The organism is Micromonospora sp. NRRL B-16802 (assembly GCF_001279555.1).
GTDB classification, from domain to species: Bacteria; Actinomycetota; Actinomycetes; order Mycobacteriales; family Micromonosporaceae; genus Micromonospora; species Micromonospora profundi.
Genome location: NZ_LGEB01000076.1, coordinates 1 through 18,278, shown reverse-complemented (window position 1 = coordinate 18,278; position 18,278 = coordinate 1). Strand labels below are relative to the sequence as shown.

At 67.9% G+C, this 18,278-nt stretch carries 20 protein-coding genes and 1 pseudogene; 14 read left to right on the top strand and 7 right to left on the bottom strand.

Translation table 11 applies throughout. The annotated features are described in order from the left end of the window. Positions 1-47 precede the first annotated feature (47 nt). Entirely contained in the window at positions 48-221 is a 174-nt protein-coding gene (locus ADK66_RS31965) for a hypothetical protein (RefSeq protein WP_197281610.1), read from the top strand. Between the two features lie 199 nt (positions 222-420). Continuing rightward, positions 421-948 (top strand): hypothetical protein, encoded by a 528-nt coding sequence (locus tag ADK66_RS31550; RefSeq protein WP_157552775.1) that lies wholly within the window; start codon positions 421-423, stop codon positions 946-948. Between the two features lie 201 nt (positions 949-1,149). Here ADK66_RS31550 and ADK66_RS22210 read toward each other — a convergent pair whose 3' ends face one another. Further along, positions 1,150-1,926: a hypothetical protein gene (locus tag ADK66_RS22210; RefSeq protein ID WP_053658399.1), complete on the bottom strand. Its 777-nt coding sequence runs from the start codon at positions 1,924-1,926 to the stop codon at positions 1,150-1,152. A 136-nt stretch (positions 1,927-2,062) separates the two neighbouring features. Between ADK66_RS22210 and ADK66_RS22205 the strand changes: the two genes are divergently transcribed. From ADK66_RS22205 to ADK66_RS22175, 7 genes are all read left to right on the top strand, one after another. Then, positions 2,063-2,779 (top strand): hypothetical protein, encoded by a 717-nt coding sequence (locus ADK66_RS22205; protein ID WP_231640131.1) that lies wholly within the window; start codon positions 2,063-2,065, stop codon positions 2,777-2,779. Beyond that, positions 2,772-3,614 (top strand): TRM11 family methyltransferase, encoded by an 843-nt coding sequence (locus tag ADK66_RS22200; protein WP_082377600.1) that lies wholly within the window; start codon positions 2,772-2,774, stop codon positions 3,612-3,614. The genes ADK66_RS22205 and ADK66_RS22200 overlap by 8 nt, the downstream gene beginning before the upstream one ends. A gap of 535 nt (positions 3,615-4,149) precedes the next feature. Continuing rightward, positions 4,150-5,184: a DUF4192 domain-containing protein gene (locus ADK66_RS22195; protein ID WP_053658397.1), complete on the top strand. Its 1,035-nt coding sequence runs from the start codon at positions 4,150-4,152 to the stop codon at positions 5,182-5,184. Between the two features lie 5 nt (positions 5,185-5,189). After that, positions 5,190-5,642: a hypothetical protein gene (locus tag ADK66_RS22190; protein ID WP_053658395.1), complete on the top strand. Its 453-nt coding sequence runs from the start codon at positions 5,190-5,192 to the stop codon at positions 5,640-5,642. A 253-nt stretch (positions 5,643-5,895) separates the two neighbouring features. Further along, the gene (locus ADK66_RS22185; protein ID WP_053658393.1) at positions 5,896-6,174 is read left to right on the top strand and encodes a hypothetical protein; all 279 of its coding nucleotides are present in this window, start codon (positions 5,896-5,898) and stop codon (positions 6,172-6,174) included. A 260-nt stretch (positions 6,175-6,434) separates the two neighbouring features. Next, positions 6,435-7,133, top strand: coding sequence for a GGDEF domain-containing protein (locus tag ADK66_RS22180; RefSeq protein ID WP_053658391.1), 699 nt, complete (start codon positions 6,435-6,437; stop codon positions 7,131-7,133). After that, complete coding sequence (locus ADK66_RS22175) at positions 7,130-8,419, top strand: hypothetical protein (protein ID WP_053658389.1); 1,290 nt, start codon at positions 7,130-7,132, stop codon at positions 8,417-8,419. Before ADK66_RS22180 ends, ADK66_RS22175 begins: the two co-directional genes overlap by 4 nt. Before the next feature lie 184 nt (positions 8,420-8,603). Here ADK66_RS22175 and ADK66_RS22170 read toward each other — a convergent pair whose 3' ends face one another. The 6 genes from ADK66_RS22170 to ADK66_RS22135 all read right to left on the bottom strand — a co-directional run bounded on the left by ADK66_RS22170 (position 8,604) and on the right by ADK66_RS22135 (position 14,050). Beyond that, on the bottom strand, positions 8,604-9,134 hold the full coding sequence (locus ADK66_RS22170) for a GNAT family N-acetyltransferase (RefSeq protein WP_053658387.1): 531 nt from the start codon (positions 9,132-9,134) through the stop codon (positions 8,604-8,606). Between the two features lie 574 nt (positions 9,135-9,708). Beyond that, complete coding sequence (locus ADK66_RS22165; protein WP_157552772.1) at positions 9,709-10,245, bottom strand: GNAT family N-acetyltransferase; 537 nt, start codon at positions 10,243-10,245, stop codon at positions 9,709-9,711. Positions 10,246-10,340: 95 nt separating this feature from the next. Next, positions 10,341-11,003 carry an N-acetyltransferase gene (locus ADK66_RS22160; protein ID WP_053658411.1) on the bottom strand — a complete coding sequence of 221 codons (663 nt, stop codon included), beginning with the start codon at positions 11,001-11,003 and terminating at the stop codon, positions 10,341-10,343. Between the two features lie 18 nt (positions 11,004-11,021). After that, complete coding sequence (locus ADK66_RS22155; RefSeq protein ID WP_053658383.1) at positions 11,022-12,515, bottom strand: APC family permease; 1,494 nt, start codon at positions 12,513-12,515, stop codon at positions 11,022-11,024. 35 nt (positions 12,516-12,550) lie between these two features. After that, positions 12,551-13,213: a GPP34 family phosphoprotein gene (locus tag ADK66_RS22150; protein WP_231640130.1), complete on the bottom strand. Its 663-nt coding sequence runs from the start codon at positions 13,211-13,213 to the stop codon at positions 12,551-12,553. A gap of 573 nt (positions 13,214-13,786) precedes the next feature. After that, entirely contained in the window at positions 13,787-14,050 is a 264-nt protein-coding gene (locus ADK66_RS22135; protein ID WP_157552769.1) for a hypothetical protein, read from the bottom strand. A gap of 430 nt (positions 14,051-14,480) precedes the next feature. Here ADK66_RS22135 and ADK66_RS32370 point away from each other — a divergent pair. The 5 genes and pseudogenes from ADK66_RS32370 to ribD all read left to right on the top strand — a co-directional run. After that, a pseudogene (locus ADK66_RS32370) lies at positions 14,481-14,681 on the top strand (helix-turn-helix transcriptional regulator); the annotation flags it as partial. A 60-nt stretch (positions 14,682-14,741) separates the two neighbouring features. Beyond that, positions 14,742-15,368, top strand: coding sequence for a DUF5753 domain-containing protein (locus ADK66_RS22130; protein WP_231640136.1), 627 nt, complete (start codon positions 14,742-14,744; stop codon positions 15,366-15,368). After that, positions 15,365-15,559: a DUF397 domain-containing protein gene (locus tag ADK66_RS22125; protein WP_053658370.1), complete on the top strand. Its 195-nt coding sequence runs from the start codon at positions 15,365-15,367 to the stop codon at positions 15,557-15,559. The genes ADK66_RS22130 and ADK66_RS22125 overlap by 4 nt, the downstream gene beginning before the upstream one ends. Positions 15,560-15,847: 288 nt before the next feature. Next, positions 15,848-17,092, top strand: coding sequence for a hypothetical protein (locus ADK66_RS22120; RefSeq protein ID WP_053658369.1), 1,245 nt, complete (start codon positions 15,848-15,850; stop codon positions 17,090-17,092). Further along, positions 17,092-17,976 carry a bifunctional diaminohydroxyphosphoribosylaminopyrimidine deaminase/5-amino-6-(5-phosphoribosylamino)uracil reductase RibD gene (gene ribD, locus ADK66_RS22115; protein WP_053658366.1) on the top strand — a complete coding sequence of 295 codons (885 nt, stop codon included), beginning with the start codon at positions 17,092-17,094 and terminating at the stop codon, positions 17,974-17,976. Before ADK66_RS22120 ends, ribD begins: the two co-directional genes overlap by 1 nt. The last annotated feature ends 302 nt before the right edge of the window (positions 17,977-18,278 follow it).

The window sequence follows — 18,278 nt, the reverse complement described above, 5'->3', positions numbered from 1 at the left end:
CCCATCAACGCTTCACCCGCTGGGCGGCCGATGGGACCTGGGCGCGCATGAAAGCACAGGTCATCGCACTGGCCGGCCTTGAGAACGGCATCGGCTGGGACGCCCAAGCCGACGCCACGATCGTGCGGACCCACCAGCATGCCGCCGGGACTGCTTATAGCGGCTTACCATTGGCGAAACGCAAGCATGCGAAAGCATCGGTCGGTCCTGCGGCGGGCTGAATGCCAAGATTCACATCCTGGCCAACGGTAGGCCGCGGCCTACCGTTGGCCACGCACATTACACTCTGCCAAGCCGCCGACACCCGGCAGCTGATCCCATTGCTCGACCAGGCCCGCATCGCCCGGCCTGGCGGGTCCGCGTCGCCACCATCCGGCGCTCGAAGGACCACCTGCATCGTGCATAGTGCATAGTGGAACCGTGCGCCTCGCCGACTTTTCAGATCTGTCCCTTGCCTGCAGGGAAACTGGTTCCGGACTCTCTGCTTTCAAGTTGCACGCCATTGTGTCTGGTCTTCGATGGCCGGACGACGTCCTGGAACAATGGCTATACGATCATGGTGACAACAATGACTTCCTCCAGGACTACGGCACCGTTGACCTTTCACGCCTGCAGTGGGAGGTGGAGGCGGTTTCCGTCGAAGAGCTCGCCCGCATGCCAACCGGCCACTCCACCGGCGGCTACATCGATGAGATCGCGGAAAACCCCGATCACTGGATCAATAATCGTAGTTCCGGCGTCCATAAGGGCGTTGCACTGTGCTGGCAGACGCATGGCACCTGGAAACGCTGGCCCATCTTGCTGCACCGCTCGGTCCTGAACTCATCGGCGACGGGCCTGCAGATCGTAGAGGGCAGAACACGAGTGGGGATCCTTAAAGGCCGATACCGCAAAGGGGACCTGGTGGCCAAGAACCACCTGACATGGGTCGGCTGCCTTCGGACCTGATCTGAGCCGTGACCGGCCGTACGCACTCTTCTGCCGCGATCCGCGCGTGTGCCATGGAGGCTGGGGATCAGGTGCCGACTTGAGTGGTCGTTTGGTGGCGAGAGCAGCGCCGACGCAGCTTCGTTGATCGTCGAAAGCGGATCTCTATCTGCTCGGCCTGCCCACCTATGTACTCGGCCTGCTGCCGCGTAGGTGGTGTTGTCAGGCCGCCATCGCGGCTTCGCAGCGCCCGGACGAAGGGATCGGGCCGGACAGGTCGCCGCGCGTGACCGCGTCGGCCACGATGCGTTCGGCGCGGCGGCGGCGCATCCGCAGGGCTGGTCCGGTCACGCCCTTCTCGACGGCCAGCTGCTCGATCAGCGCGTCGCCGAACCGGGTGGCGCTGATCAGTTCAGCGGCTTCGGCCGTGATCAGGCCGGCGGCGGCTGCCCGGCCGAGTAGTAGGTCCGGATGCCCGTACGGCATCCTTGGTGAGCGCGACCCGGTGGGCAGGTCCAGTGGCAGTTCCTCGCCGTCGTGGGTCTTGGTGACTGCGGTTCCGGCGCGCCAGGCCGCCCAGCACAGCCGCAGCCACAGTCGGGGCGGGGCGAGATCCGCACTGCGCAGAGATTGCAGGAATCCGGCCAGGATTTCGGAGTCGACGTCGTCGGCGTGACGGGGGTAGCCGCGGCTGATTTTCGCCGCGAGGTGCGTCAGCGCGGGCAACGCCACGCCGATCGCGCCGACGATCCAGGCCGGTCCCCATTCGCGGGCGTGGTGGGCCAGTTGCCGCCACAACTCGTCGGTGGTGTCGCTGTCGTAGCGCTCGAAGATGAGTAGCTTGCGGAGCTCGTCCAGCGGCATCGTGGTGTCTGGCAGGCCCGGCACCGGCCGGGCGTCGAACACCAGTGGTGCGGGTTCGCAGGTCAGCAGTGCGAAGGCTTTCTCGGCGGTGGTCAGAGCCGTGTTGGCCGTCCTCGTGCGCGTGGTCGTTGCCATGGTGATATCTCCCTTGCCGGGAGCGCTCCGCCTCGTGCGAAGGCTCCGAGACCTCCGATTGGGACAGCGCGACCTGACACGACGAGTGTTTGTCAGACCCGGATAGGTCGTGACCGGGCGTGTCAGGTTCGCCGCTGTGTTCACCACCGCCGGTTCGCTGATGCCGCTGTCAGACCGGTCTGTTGACCGGTGCTGTCAGGTCAGGGATGGGTTCGATCGGCCTGTCTGCGGCGCACTGGGGATCGTCAGTACGCCCGCCGGTCCGGGGGCCACCGTGCCTATGACCGACAGAAACCATCACCGTGCACCGGTTCCCGTGGGGGACGTGGTGCCCGGAGACCCGCCCGTGCCGATCACTGTCTGGCCGGTCGCCGCCCCGCACGAGGGCGAGTCCATGTCCAACGCGATGGGCATGCGATTGGTCCACAACCTCACCCACCCGTCCGACCTCATCATCGACCTGGCCGAAGGACCGCAGTTGGCGTGCGCGATCATCGCGGCACGCCGCCGTAGTCATCTGCACGCGGCGCGCCCCGTCGGGTGGGGCCGCGAGTCGGCAGCACTGATCGTCACTGGCTGGCCGCTTGCCGACGCCTCTCCGGTCGAGTTTTTCCTTCGCTGCCGCGCCCATCTCGTGCCGGGCGGCTGCGTGGCGGTGGTGCTGGCGCACGGCGACGTGGCCCTGCCGGTCGACGTCGTCATCGCCGCGAAGCGGGCCGGGCTGGCGTATCTGCAGCACATCGTGGCGGCCGACCGGCTGCCCCGACGCGGCGAGCAGGAGCAGCTGGCGATCCACACCGACGTTCTGATCATGATCCGCAGCGAGATAGAGGGCGGGGGAGTCGATGGGTGAGGTCCTGCCGATCACGTCGGTGTGGCTGACCTGCCAGATACCCGCCCGTGACCAGCGGCGAGGCCGCTACGTCCGGCAGACCTCCAGCCATCCGGCCAAGATGCTGCCGCACCTGGCCGCGCACGCGATCAGCGCATACACCGCGCCGGGCGATGTGGTCTTTGATCCGATGTGCGGGTGCGGCACCACGTTGGTGGAGGCCATGCACCTCGGCCGGCAGGGCATCGGGATCGACATCGAGCCCTGCTACACCGCACTCGCCGAGGCCAACGTCGCCCTTGCCGCGTCGCAAGGCGCCGCCGGCACGGCCACGGTGTTCACCGGGGACGCTACCGATTTGCTCGACCTGGTGCCCGCGTCGGCGGTCGGCAAGGTGAGCCTTGTGCTTACCTCGCCGCCGTACGGGCGCGGGACGCATGGCCTCGTCCAGACAACGAGAAGCGGGGTACGCAAGCGGGACCACCTGTATGGGGACCGGGAGCGTGGCAACCTCGCCTATGCAGGGTGGTCCCGCCTGCTCGACGGGTTCGCCTCCATCCTGTCCGCCAGCTACCAGCTGCTGCGTCCCGGCGGAACCGTGGTGATCACCTCCCGGCCGGTACGCCGCCAACGCGATGACCTGATCGACCTGCCCGGCGAGCTGCTCGCCGCCGCACGGTCAGCCGGGCTGGTCCCGGTGGAGCGGACGGCGGCGATGCTCGCCGCCGTCCGCGACGGGCAGGTCGTGCACCGGGCCAGCATGTTCGCAATGATGGCGGTCCGCCGCAGCCGCGACGACGGCATCCCCGTGCACCTGGTGGCGCACGAGGACGTGCTGGTCCTCCGCCGCCCTTGACTTGCCGGAGTTCAGGAGTATCGAACCCGGCGAGACCGACGCCGGAGGGCTTGACCAAGCCGCTGACGAGATCAGCCAAGCGGAACTCAGTCCCGGCGAGTGCCGCCGCGGGCCACCAGACCCGACAGGGTTGCCGGGCTGTCAGGTTCTGTCAGGAGGCCGAACCCGACAGCTGCGTCAACGGCGCTCCCGGACCGGCTAGCTTGAGGACTCTCCTTACCTTTCACGTGCCTCTGATCTGACGCCTCGCGCGACGGCATCGCGCCCACCAACCCTGGTCGGCTGCCGCCGCCAGCCTCGGATCTGGCACGCACCAATCCCACGCCCTTCGCCCACGCGCGACCAGGGCGCGGATCCACCAGCCCGTCAGGCGGCCACCAGCCGGTGGCCGCCTCCTTGCTGTCCTACGGAGGACAACATGCGTCGCCCCGCCCCTCGGGTGGCACCTGCCTGCGGATCGGCGCGATGCGCGACGACTGCGCCGTCCCGCCGGCTTTCCACTCCTCTACCGACCCCAATCTGACGGGAGATCATCGTGTCGTTCCCCGAGAACAAACTGACGGTCCGATCCTCGGCCGACCTGGCTGCCGCGGTGCCGTATCTCATCGGCTTCCATCCCGGCGACGGCAGCATCGTCGTGATCGCCTGCCGAGACCGGCGGATCGTGTTCGCCGCCCGAGCTGATCTGCCGGCCCCCGGGGCCCCCGCACATCACCTGCGCGACCTCACCGCTCACCTGATCCCGGTCGTGCAGCGGCAGCAGCCGATCACCGACCTCGTGATCGTCGGCTACGGCGCCCAGGGACACATCGACCCGGCGCTGCGTGTTGTCGGCGATGCGTTCACCGCCACCGGCCTGGCCGTGCGGGAACTGCTGCGGGTCACCGACAGCCGCATCTTCAGCCTCACCTGCGACGATCCCGGCTGCTGCCCACCGGAGGGAACCTCCGTCGACCCCACCACCTCACTCGTCGCCGTGCACGCGACCGTCGCCGGGCTCGTCGCAAGGCCGGACCGGGCGGCAGTGGCCAGCCGCTTCACCACCGTCGACAGCACCGGTGACGGCATCCGACACGCCACGACCGAGGCGACCGCCCGCATGGCGGCCTTGAAGGCCAGCGGCAGCGCCGCGGTGTACGAGGCCGGCGTCCATGCGGTCCGCGGCGCGCTCCGACAGCACGACGACGGCACACGTCTCACCGACCACGAGGTGGCCTGGCTGACCGTGCTGCTGACGCACAAGCGCGTGCGGGACCTCGCCGTCGACCTCACTCAACCGCACGACCAGCACGTCACCTTCTGGGCCGAGGTCACCCGCCGCGCCGACCAGGTGCTCGTGCCGGCGCCCGCGACCGTCCTCGCGTTCACCGCATGGCGCTGCGGTGACGGCGTCCTGGCCGTCATGGCCGCCGAGCGTGCCCTGCAGATCGACCCCGACTACCAACTCGCCGACCTGCTCCTGCAGGCCCTGCACGCCGGTCTGCCGCCCTCCGCTCTCGAGCAGGCGACCACCAGCACCCACCCCAACCCATCCACCCCGAGCCCGAACACCGCCTCAGATCAGGAGTAACCACGATGGATCCCATCCGCAGCATCCTGCTGTCCCTCGCCCGCACCGCCGAAGAAGCCCGACTGCGCTGGCACACCGAACGCGCCGCACTGCGCGCCCGCGGGGAAACGCCCACCCGCACCGAGGCGTTCTCCTACGACGTCCAAGCCAACCTGTGCCTGATCACCGCGATCACCGCAGCCGACCTTCCGGCGAACTTCCGCCTCTACGACACCACCCTGTCCCGAGACCCGCTCACGGCAGCCGCACAACTTCGCCAGGTCAGCTCCGCCTACGACCACAGTGGCCCGATCGAGGCCGCACACGAGGCAGCGCGCCTGGCCTACAAGGCGGCGTTCGCCGAGCCGCTCACCGCGCAGGAACAGCACTACGCCGACCTACTCGTCGACCTGCCCGCCGCGCGACGCGACAAGATCATCGAAGTGGCAGAGGAACGCGCCCGCCACCTGCCGGCATGAGCACCGGCCCACCTGCCGGCGGCACCCCCGCTCGCCGTCTGACCCGGGGCGCAACAGCACGCCGTGCTCCCGCTCCGGCTGTGGCGGACCAACCCGGTCGGCGCCTAGCAGCGCGGCTCGCGACGGGGGAGTGGGCCCACGACGACGGAACCTCTCACCCGGCAGAACCCATCCAGGTCATCGGCCGCTGCTGCACGACCTGCTACGGGCGCAGGACGCGCCGGGCATAGGCAGCAACCCAGGAAAGGAACCCATGAGCCTGTACACCCTCACACCCAAACCCGGGTTCGAGCGGTACACCATCCAGGTCGGCTGGAATCCCCACCGCACGTACGTCGCCACCGTCGTCGACTTCACCTGGGACCCGGTCACCGAACCTCATCACCAGCCCGACACCATCCACCTCGGCCGGATCGAGACGATTCTCGACCCGGCCGAGGTGCTTATAGCCGTCGCACCCTACGCCGAGATACCAGCCGACCTACCCGCCAAACTCCGCGCCGACCAGGCCGCGCACTCGGTGCGCCGCTGACACCCAACTCCCGGTCGGCCGACGTCACATCGCACGCCGACGCTCCAACCAAACTCGCAGGCACACCACCACGAGCACCGCTGACTGAACCGACCCGATGACGCCCCCTCGGGAGGCCGTCGTCACCGATGCCGTGAGCCCGAGCGGCACTAACCCGCAAACCCGGCCCGCCCCAGAGGCGGGCCGTCGTCGTATCCGGACCCGGGACGCGCCGCCTACCAAACGATCGCGTCCCGGGTTCTCCACGAAGGAGGAACCCAGTGTCCCTACCACTGATCATGATCGCCACCGCCGTGGTGGCGCTCGCCCTGGGCAGGCTCACCGCCTGGCCGACAATTCACCGCCTCCGCACCCACCTCGCCGACGCCACCCGATCGATGCTCCACGACCCGCTCACCGGCATGCTCAACCGCGCCGGCCTGCAAGCCGCACACGCGACCTTCGCCGAAACCGCCCCCGCACAGCCCCTCATCGTCGCCCTGATCGACCTCGACGACTTCAAACGCGCCAACGACACCCACGGCCACCGCCGGGGAGACGACCTCCTCATCAACATCGGCCAGCGCATCACCGACATCGCCGCCCTTCACGGAGGCACCGCCGCCCGGCTCGCCGGCGACGAATACGCCGCAATTCTGCCGGCCCGCACCGACGACCTGAACCGCATCGCCGACACCATCACCACGATCATCGCCCAACCCGTCGCGCTTTCCGCAGGCGGCAGCCCCGCCACGGTCACCATCACCGCCAGCGTGGGCCTCGCGCTCGTCGACACCAGCGACCCCTTCACTGACGTGGCCCTGCACCGCGCCGACATCGCCATGTACCACGCCAAGCGAAACGGCCGGAACCGCCACGCCATCTACCAGCCGGGCATGACCATGCCGCCCCCACAGCACCACCGTCGCGGGCCCCGCCTGCGCGACCGGCGCCAGCCGACCGGCGGGGCCACGGCATGACCGACCCGCACGAAGAGATGGCCTGCCAGACCTGCCTCTCCCCGCTGAACACCCTCGGCATGCCACCCACCCACGTACACCCAACCCACCTCGCCACCGACGGACACGAACCAGCACCCGTCCCGGTCAGCCAGCTCGACACCGTCCGCCGAAGCTGCGACTTCTGCGGCGACCCCTACCCGATCTGGACACTGCGCGGCGGCGAGGTAACCGCCATCGCCATCGGCCCCACCGCAGAGCTCGTCCAAGACTTCGGCCAATCCTGGGCAACATGCGCGGCCTGCCAAACCCACATCGACGACGGCCGCAACGACAAGGTCATCGACCGCGCCGTACAGGCACTCGGCCTCGCCAACCACCCACAGGCACGACAACGAATCGAGGAACTACACCAGGCGTTCCTCAACGCCCGACTCCCCGGCCGAACCCTCATCACGACGACCGCCTGGCCGGCCACCACCATCACCGCCGCGGAGCTGCCCAAGGTCCGTGACCGCCTCACCCGCTTCTACCGAGGCACCGACAACCTGCCCGCCACGCTCGCAATCACCGACGCACGTCAGCAGATAGCCGCCGGTCTCGAACGATCACACCTGTACTGGATCGACAACGACTTCACCGACCTGGCCGAGCACGCCGCAGCCCAGCTCCCCGACGTACACCTCAGCCGCGACCTCATCCCCGCGACCGACGGAATGCTCATCTGGCCCCGACCAGTCACACCTCGGCAGCTCACCGCCGCGTCCTGGACCAACACCATCCACGGATGGCACGTCGTCCTCTACCGCACCGTCGGCGCCGGACTGCACGGCAAGCCACTGCAGCGGCTACGCGAACAGGTCGGCTGGCTCGCCCCGACGAGCGCAGCCCACCTCCCCGAACAGCACCTGATACCCGGTGACCATCCGGCGGCAGCGCTGGTCGCGACCTGGCTGCTGATCGCCCAGCAAACCGCAGACGTCACCACGGCACGAGTCGACAAAGCCGTCGCCAAGACCTACGCCCGCACCAACCGACCCGTACCCGAGCTGCGCATCGTGCGCATCCGCGGTCGCCGCAGCACCCCAGGCCCGGACGGACCGGCGCCAGGCAGCCACGAGCGTTCTCAGACGATCCGGTTCTGGGTCTCCGGCCACTGGCGCAACCAAGCCCACGGCCCGGGCCGATCGCTGCGCCGCCCCGTCTACATCCACCCCTTCCTCAGAGGCCCCGACGACGCGCCGATCAAGCTGAGCACCACCGTACGCATGCTCAGCAGCCGCCGTCCGAGCCCGGAAGAGCAGTAGCAGCAGCGATGCCGGTGGTGGCATCGGTCACCGAGCTGCGCCACCACCGGCATCGAATGCAAACGTCGCAGATAGCTGAACGGCCGCCGCCTCGCGCGTACCTTCGCCTGAGGTTGCAATTACTCCTTCAGGAACGTGGGGAAGCGGGGGACCCTCGCACCCTCGGCGCAGTTCCAACGGAGCGTCAGACGTCGACGACCGGCAGGGGCAGGACCAGAAGGTCCATGGGCGGCCCCCACGGGAGCACCGACGTCGCAACCTGTCGCCATCCGGCTCGTTCGTACATGGCTCGGGCGGGCGACCGGGGATCCGAAGCGAGGGTCGCCCAACGTTCGAGCCGGCCTGCGAGCAATCGCCGCATCAACTCCGAACCGACGCCCTCGCCCCGCCGCTCAGGATGCACGACCCACTCCATCACTGCGAACTTGTCCGCGCCGAGCACCTCGCGCGAGGGTTCCTGCTCGGCGCGGGACCACCAGGTGCCAGCGGGCATCGTCCAGCCGTACGCCGCTCCGATCAGATGCCCACCTTCATCCGCAGCAATCAACGTGAACCCGGGCCGGGCAGCTTCCCCAGGTAGGCCCTCGCGAAATTTGGCGACCTGCTCCGGCCCCTCGTTGTAGGGGGGCTCCGCATACACGAGGGCGTACAGGCTTTCGAGAGGACCGAAAAGATGGCTGGCGGCCGGGCCAGTGTGAGCGGTGTAGCGGAGCATGACCGGATGTTACGGGCCGATCCCTGTGCGGCAGTGCCGGCGAGTTGTGCTCGTGTGGCAGTCAGAGCCGTACCCGGCTGAGCAGATCGTCGTATTATGGCCGGCCTCGCTCGGACGCGGGCACGGCTGCAGCGACTTGTCGGGCGACGCTACGAACTATCTCCTTGTGCTGTTCGGCCGGTAGCCCGTCCATCAGATGGGTCTGCTGCTCGGCGACGGCTACAGCAGCAGCGTACGGGTGCGTCCGGGTATCGCAGGCATCCTGTCCCAGCCGCACGAGCGCCAGCTTCCAGGCGACGAGCCGGTGTTGGTCATTCCCACCGGCAACGACCGGTTGGGCCCCACCGGCAACGATAGACTGCCGCAGACCCGGGAGGCAGCTTGGCGCCGGCCAGCGTCTCCCACTGAGCAACCTGATGGTCCATGCTTGGCGATCCGCGCCCAAGGTGATCTGGAACCCTACCGACCTGGTCCATTCGGCCGCCGGGCTGCGCGCCGAGATGGACGGTGAGCTCAAGAACCTCAAACTGTACGTGAAGGTGGGTTCTGAGGTAACGACTTCAGTCACAGCAGATCAGGTCTCCCGATCCTGACCGGCGTGGCCGGATCGTGCTGCGGTCTGGCCGGGGCGGCGCAGTGGCCAGAGTCGCGGGCCGCTTGGCAGATGTAGCGACAGCCCAGCGATGTATCCGTGGAAGATCAGGAAATTCCGGGCGTGCTCGCTGGTCACCACTACGTCGATTGGCAGCCCGCGCTGGTCGACGACCTCGTGGTGACAGGCGAGCAGTTCGGTGCCAATGCCCTGTCCCCGGCGGTCTCGCGCCACGTAGAGCCACGCTAGCCAGTGATGGGGCGCGTCGGACCGATAGCTGTTTAGCAGGGCGTTGAGCTGCTGGAACCGGGGCATCGCTCCCCTCGTGAAGGTGCCCAGGTGATGATCGGACAAGACGGGTGCGTCGTCGGCCGGATGCCGTCGCCAGACCGCGACGCCGCCCATGTCCGGCAGCAGGTCGACGTCGCCCCACTCAGCGGCATGGTCGACTTCCATTGCCAGCAGCCCATGGAAGACGGCTTGCCGCTCCGCTGGGTCGGGAACGAGCCACTCTGCCACCGGATCTTCAGCGAGGCCTTGGGCCAGGAGAGCGGCGATCGCAGCTACATCGCTGGGCTGCCCGGGTCGTACGAGCAGGGTCGTCACCGCGGGGGTCACAGGGCCCTCCGGCGTGGGAGCGGTCCGTTGTCGGGAAAGCCCGCAGGCCGGGCGGCGTCGGGTTGCCCGCGCCACATCCGCCAGATCGTCGGCCCGGCGGTGGGAAGGATCAACGGCGGCCCCGCCCTGTACCCCAGTCTGACGTAGAGCTCGCGGTTGCGGAGGTTACTGGCCTCCAGATACGCGGGCATGCCGAGCGCGTCGAGCTGGCGGTGGTGATGGCTCAGCAACGCGGCGCCGACCCCACGGTTCTGCTGCTCGGGGTTGACGGCGACGTAGGCGAGGTGGTGGTGTGGCTCGCTTGGGTGATACGCCTCGAACACTGCGTCGAGAAGAGCGAACTTCGGCGCGTACACCCCGGTGGCCGCTTCCAGCGCTGCCGGATGCTCTGGTGAGCCATTGGGCGGGGGTTCGGGGCGCGGGTACCAGATCGCGACGGCGGACAGGTCTGCGGTGGTGTCGACGTGGCCGTGGTCGAGGCCGTGGTTCAGGACCAGCTCGAAGTAACGGCGGTAGACGGCGCGGCGGTCGTTGTGGTCAGGGACCAGCCAGTCGGCTACGGGTCCGTCGAAGAATGCCTCGGCGAGGACAGGAATCAGGTCCTCCGCGTCGCCGCGGCCTGCCCGGCGCACCGTCACGCTGGTGCTGATGTCGGTCATGGTCACTCCTGGCTCTCGTCAGGCGGGCTGGCGGACGGCAGCAGGGCTGCGGAGGGACGCGGTGGCGCTCTCCGCGCCGAGGCCGATGGCGTTGTAGACGTCCGGTTTGGCGGTGCGAAGGATCAGCGCCCAGGCCGCGCCGAAAACGGCGACGATGGCGTACGTGGCCGGGATGAGCCAGCGCAGCGGCGAGTGTGGGTGGACGCCGAGGAGGGTGTCGAACTCCTGCACGGTGACGGCCAGGATCGCTGTCAGCGCGATCGTGGCGATCAGCGGCGCGACGACGGCCCGCCAAGGTCCCTCGGTGTGTCTGATCTGGGCGAAGTAGCTGACCACCGCGGCAGAGGTCACGGTCATCAGGGCTAGGACGCCGAGGCCACCGGTCACCGTGATCCAGAAGAAGAGGTGCACGATCGGGTCGGCGTTCGCCACCGTGTAGCCGACGAGTGCGGCTACCGCGACGACGCTCTGGATGATCGAGCCGACCTTCGGTGCGCCGGTGCGGTGGCTGGTCCGACCCAGCGCGGCGGGGAGCACCCGTTCACGTCCGAGGGCGAACAGGTAGCGGGCCACGGTGTGGTGAAACGACAGCAGCGCGGCGAACAGACTGGTGATGAAGAGGACGCGGCCGATCGTGATGACGCTCGTGCCGAGGTGCGGCGAGACGAGGTTGAAGACCAAGTCGGTCCCGTCCGTGCGGGCGGCCTCTACGATCCGGTCGGGACCGGTGGCCACGGACATGGCCCACGCCGACAGGCCGTAGAGCAGGCCGGTGATCGCCACGGCGATGTATGTGGCACGGGGTACGGTCCGTCGGGGGTTCTTGGTCTCCTCGCTGAAGACGACGGTGCCCTCGAAGCCGACGAAACCGGTGATCGCGGTGACCAGTGCGGCGCCGATTCCGGCGGCGAAGATGTGCGACGGGGCGAGGGTATCGAAGGTGACCGTCCCGCTGGCGGGGTGGCCGACCATGACCGCGTCGAAGACGAGGGCGACGGCGCACTCGGCGACGAGCATGACCGCCAGGACCTTGCCGTTCAGGTCGATGCGCAGTAAACCGAGAACGGCGACGGCGGCCCAGGCGATCAGGGCGCATATCCACCAGGTGGTGTTCCAGCCGTACTGGCTCTGTAGGAACTGGGCGAGGACAGCGCCGAACCCGCCGTACAGGCCGATCTGCATGGCGTTGTAGGCCAGTAGCGCGACCATGGCGGCGGCGACGCCGGCCGGGCGGCCGAGTCCCCGGGTGACGTAGGTGTAGAAGGCGCCGGCGTTGACGATCCGCCGGGACATGGCAACGTAGCCGACGGTGAACAGGGCGAGTACGGCGGCGACGACCAGGTAGGACACGGGGATGCCTGTCACACCGGTAACGGCGTACCCGGTGGTTGCTCCGCCGGCGATGACGGTGAGTGGCGCGGCTGCGGCGATCACGAAGAACACCACAGAGGGGATTCCGAGTCGGCCGCGTGCCAAGACAGCTGTGACCGTGTCAGGTTTCGAGTGGGGCATGGTTTCTCTTTCGTCTGGGGTGGTGTGAACGAACGTCAGGAGGTGCGGTGGCTGAGAACGCCGGCGCCGATGACGCTGCTGAGATCGGCGAGGAGGTCGCGTAGCGGTAGCCACGATTGGTTGACCAGTTGGCGCAGGTGCGCGTGAGCGCTGTATGGCGCGCCGTCGAGCAATGCTGTGTCTAGTTGGGTGTGCAGCGTCAGGCCGGCGAGCGCGATGTCGAAGTGGTCGAGCTGTCGGTAGTTGCGTACCTGCTGCGACAGTCGTGCCCACGACCAGGCCGCAGTGTTGATGTCGGTCGGCACGTAGACGGTGCGCTGCCGCCAGAGCCGGCCGACCTGCTGCTGTCCGAGGAGTCCGACCTGCCACATGCGTGTGGCGACCTGCTCGTAGGCGGTGGTGGACAGAAACGTCAGCCAGGTCCGGGTGTCGGTGTGCTGCGGCTGCGCGATCAACCGGTCGAGGACGAGGTGTTGCAGCCAATCCTTCGGCGGGAAAGTCTGGAGGACGTGGACCTTCCCGTGCTCGAATGTGATTCGGCGTTCGTAGTACAGCTCGATGAGCAGTGCGGCGGCGAGGCCCGAGGCCAGCCCAATGTCATAGAGCCGGGGCCGGCCGGTCTGGTCGTCGTGGGCCATGTAGAAGAACTCGTCGGCGATGCGCGGGGATATTGCGGCAGCGGTACCGACGGCTTTCACCGGGCGATGGGGCGGTACTGGCTCGCTGTGGGCGGGCATGGCGTGCTCATCGGCCGCGCCAGGGGGTCTGTTCACCGCGGCTGACCTTCCGGGAGTGCGTGATTGGCGGCGGGAGGCAGCCCGAGCCGGGAGAGGAGACTTTGGCCCCCGGCGTGGCGGGTGAGCTCCTGCACCGCCCAGGCGTGCTGCTGGCATTCGTCATCGCTGCAGTGGAAGCAGGTGCGGCCAGCTACGTGCTGGAGCACCGTCAGTCGGGCCGACTCGAAACGGTCGACAGGGCGGGCGCTTTCGTCGGTGCCGGTCACGGCGTCTGCGCAATCCGCCGTAGCGCGGCGACGCTGACGCGCAGCTCCATACAAGGCGGGTGTAGATCAACCGTGGGGTAGTCGCACTGGGGTCGGTGGCCGCGTACCCACATCCACTCTTCGCTGAGGTGCGCGAGGTCGGTACGGAGCCAGGCGACGACGACGTCAACATGCGTGCCAGGGGTCAGGTCCCGGCCGAGAGACCAATCGTCGGGACCGAGCCTCAGCAGCGTCCCGGGCTCGGCGGCGGGCAAATTGCCGGGGTCGCTCATGGTGCCGGCTTTTCGTCGCCGTGAGGATTGAGACGGAACTGCCGATCGGCAGGCACCCGATCAAGACCGGTCCAGAAGGCACGGTTCTCCGCAGCGAGCTCTTGAGGAGAGGGCTGGTTCCGGCCGGCCGCGCCGGTCCGGTTCCACCCGCTGCGGTGACCGAACAGCGTCGCCGCGCCTTCGCAGTCGATGCCGAACGGCCTGTACTGCCGACCGTCCTGTGCCGGGACGAACCACTTGATCCGTTTCACCACCGTCATCTCCCCTCACTGGGTGGGTGCGCGGCCGGGGCGCTTGCCGGCCCTGGCCGTGCACCCGTCCGGCGGGTGCAGGGACCGACTCGCGCGGGGGACGCGACGGATGGCGCCTGCACCCTGCTCGACCGGGTAGTGCCGTAGCAGGCACCTGCCCAGCTGAATCTCGGGCGATTGAGCAACCGCCTGGTGGGTCTGGCCCCACTGGCGAACAACTGATTGCGAGTCAACGATCACGGAATGCTGTGCGACTGGGAATGCCGACCTCTTGTCCGACCTCGTGTACCGACCTCCGGTCCGACCGTCCTCTGAGCTGCATATTCATGGTTGTGTTGGAACCTTTTCAAGATCCTTCAGCCGTATGTCGGGGTTACATTGAGATCGTCGAGCCGGTCGCCGTGCCGGCCGGCTTGAGACGAAGCCGTGGAGGCCGCCGGTGACCAGACCCAGTCCGTACGTCCGGCGACGATGGCTTGGACGCGAGATCAGGCGCCTTCGGAACGAGCACGGGCTGGCAGGTGAACCACTCGCACGCGCCGTGGGGTTCGCGCGGCAACAGCTCAGTGCCGTCGAGAATGGGCACCTTGGACCTGACATCGATCTGGTCAGCGCGATCTGTGACTACCTGTCCGTCGGCGCCAACCGGCGGACAGCCATCATGGACGCGGCGACCGACGGCTGGGCGCGGGGATGGTGGATGGCCGACGCGGAACGAATGGGTGCCCGGCAAGCCACCTACGCGGACCTGGAGAGCGGCACCAGAACCATCACGGAGTACGCCCTGGCGCTAGTGCCTGGCCTGCTCCAGACGACGGCGTTTGCCGATGCTCGGCTGCGCAGCGACCCTGCCCGTCATGCCGAGACCTTCGACCCCGCCGCGGCGGTCGCTGCCCGATCGCACCGACAGCGGCTGCTACTCGCCGTCGAGGGGCCGTGCTACGACGTCGTGCTCGACGAAATCGCGATCCGACGTTGCGCCGCCGATCCTCACATCGTCGCCGACCAGCTCCGGCACATCGTCGCCGTCTGCGCCGCACACCCCACCGTGACCGTCCGGGTACTACCGATCGACGCCTCCATCAAGGGCCACAGCGCGCCTAGGTCCGCGTACTCGATCTACCGCTATCGCGACACGCCGGACTCCGTGGCTGTCGCCGCCGACACGCTTACGAGTGATCTGATTTACACCGAGCCGGATGAGGTCCAGCCCTATCTGAGCCTGCACAGCCGGCTCAAGGCCGCGGCGTTGGCACCCGAGATGAGCCTCCACCTGCTCCGCGTCGCGGCGCAGGGCCTGTCACCCGTCGAAGGAGTTTCCGCATGACCTCGCGATATTCGGCATGGCGCAAGTCCACCCGCAGCGACGATGGCAATTGCGTCGAGGTCGCCAGCGCCGGCGATGGCACCGTCGGCGTACGCGACTCGAAGGACGTCATCGGCCCGATGCTGGAATTCCGCCCCGCTACTTGGAGCGCCTTCACTGGCGGCATCCGGACCGGCAAGTTCAGCCGTTGACCCTGGCCAGAGCGCGCTGCAGGGCCATACGGTGTGGCTCGACCTTCGGCGCGAGGGCTTGTTCCCAATGGATCGGTGGCCCTCTGGGCCGGATGTTGGCATCCTGGACATCGAATCCAGGTGGTTTCGAGTAGCCGACCAACAGCAGCGGTGTGCCCGTCACGGGTCGACGTGAAAGGGGGAGCCAGTGTCACGTCATCCCTATACTGAAGTCGAACTCGGTCGGCAGCGAAGAGGTGATGGCGGCGAAGGTTTCGGTCTTCACCTGCGAACGCGCCGGGACCGGTAGTGCCCCGCCACCCGGATACGGTAATCAGCCCGAACACCCTGCTTTGCGACGCCCGCCGCCGGCAAGCCTCGCCTCGGCGACCAGGTCAGTCACTGTCACGCAGCGAGCTGGCCGACGCCGTCAACGCCGCTCTTGATCGGCTCTACCCCGGCAGGGTCCTCACCGCGCACTACGTCGACTCTCGCTGGATCGGCAAGCTAGAACGCGGCGAGCACCGTTGGCCCAGCGAAGAGCGTCGCGCTGCCCTCCGCCACGTTCTCGGGGCCACCAGCGACGGCCAACTCGACCTTTACAGCCCGCGGCGTACCGACGTCACCACTACCGCCGACCACGGCACTGGGCAGCCGATGCCGGGAAGCTGGGATGAGACGCTCTATCAGTTGCGAGCCCAGTGGCACCTGCTGGTGCAAAATGACAAGCTGTTCGGACCGCAGTACGCCTTGATCGGGGTTACGGCTCAGCTAAATCTGCTCGACCGGCTGCTCAACGACGTGCCATCGTTGTTTCGCCCCAGCCTTGTACGCCTCGCGGCGCAGTACGCCGAATCGGCAGCCTGGTTGAATCACTCGCTCAACGACGTTCCGGCCGCTCAGCTTTGGACCCGGAAGGCACTCGCCTTGGCGGACCAGATTGCTGATCCGGCCATGACAGCGTGGGCAACGTACCGCAGCAGTCAGCACTGGCTTATCGCCGGGAAGCCGCGTCGTGCTGTCGAAGAAGCCGAAGCTGCGATGCTGCAGGACAAGAAGGTACCCAGCCCGGTGCGCGCGGCACTCCGCGTGCAGCATGCCCACGCGCTCGCCACGGTCGGCGAACATCGCGAGGCCATGCAACTCCTGGACAACGCCCATGGGTGGGCCGCAGACCGCACCCCGGCTAAGCCCGAAGGCGAGCACGCCTCCTACTGCACGAGCGGCTACATCGAGGTTCATCGGGGCACGTGCCTGCGGATAGGGCGGCGGCCCGACGAGGCCATTAAGGTGCTCGACGCCGCGTTGCCGTCGATCCCGTCGCTCCACCGTCAGGATTTCACCGCAGCCCTGCTGACCAAGGCCGCAGCCCATGTAGCTGCTGACCAGCCTGAGCAAGCGGCCGCCACCGCGCATATCGCCCTACCGATCGCTCGGCGAGCTGGAACGCGCCGGATCCTGCACCAACTCAGCCAGATCGGTTCCGCTGTTGACGAGCACCGCCACTTGGCCGACGTCCGTGCGTTCCTTGACGACCTTGTGGAGACCGCCTGATGGCGTCAGACCTCGAGCTGTCCGCGATGCGGCAGGCCATCACCCTATCCGCGCTTGGGTTGGGCACCACGAGCCCAAACCCGCCCGTCGGGTGCGTGATCCTGGACCAGCACGGAACGGTAGTCGGCGCGGGATTCCACCGCCGCAAAGGAGAGCCGCACGCCGAAGTACACGCTCTCAACGCAGCGGGAGGCGCGGCCCGCGGCGGCACGGCTGTCGTCACGCTTGAACCATGCAACCACGTCGGAGTCACGCCGGCGTGCCGCCAGGAACTGATCAACGCCGGTATCTCCCGGGTGGTCATCGCCGTCATGGACCCAACATCCCGCGGCGCAGGTGGCGCCTCGATGCTCGCCGCCGCAGGCATCGAGGTCGAGACTGACGTGTTGCGCGACGAAGCCCTGATCGTCCTTGAGCCATGGCTGACCGCAACCGAGCGCGGTAGGCCGTACCTGACGTGGGCCGTCGCAGCGGAGGGCGAGCATCAGTCGGCGGCGGAAGAACGGCTCCTGATCGATCTCCGCGCGAACGCTGACCTCGTCATTGCGGGCAAGACCCTCGACGAGGGCATCCCAGGAGGCCACGCGAGTGCGCACTTCGCACTCCCGGGCGATGCCGATATCGGCGTCGGCCTTCCTCAGTGGCTGTCAGCGGCCTATAAAGGCGGCGTACGCAGCACACTCGTCGTCGGATACGAGCACGACGTCGCGATGCGACCGCAGATGCATGCTATCGACGAGCTCATCGTCGCTGTACCGCGGACTGACCCGTCCCGAGCGTTGAAGGTGGGCCGCCCCGACCTCATACCGATCGGCTTCCGAGTGGTCGAAGTCGCTGCTCAAGGGGACTCGTTGACGTCCCGCATGCGACGCCTCCGCGCGTAGCGCGGAATAAAGCTCGCATCTGCACCTGCTGAGCGTCGGGTGGTGTCAGCCGGAGGCACAAGACACGTCAGGCTGAGAACTGGCGTGTCGGCGTGCGGGTTCGTGTCCAAGTAGGTGCTTGCAAAGACGCGCAGACGGGTGTCGCCTGACTGGGTTGGACGGCCTGAGTGCCCCTACCAGGGCGGTTAAAACTGGTCCCACCGCTAAGAACTCCTAACTAAATGATGTTGGGCGTGTCCTCGGGACGTGAGGATCGTTCTGTCTGAACGTGAGGAGGGGTGAGCAGCCGCCGTGGATCGTCT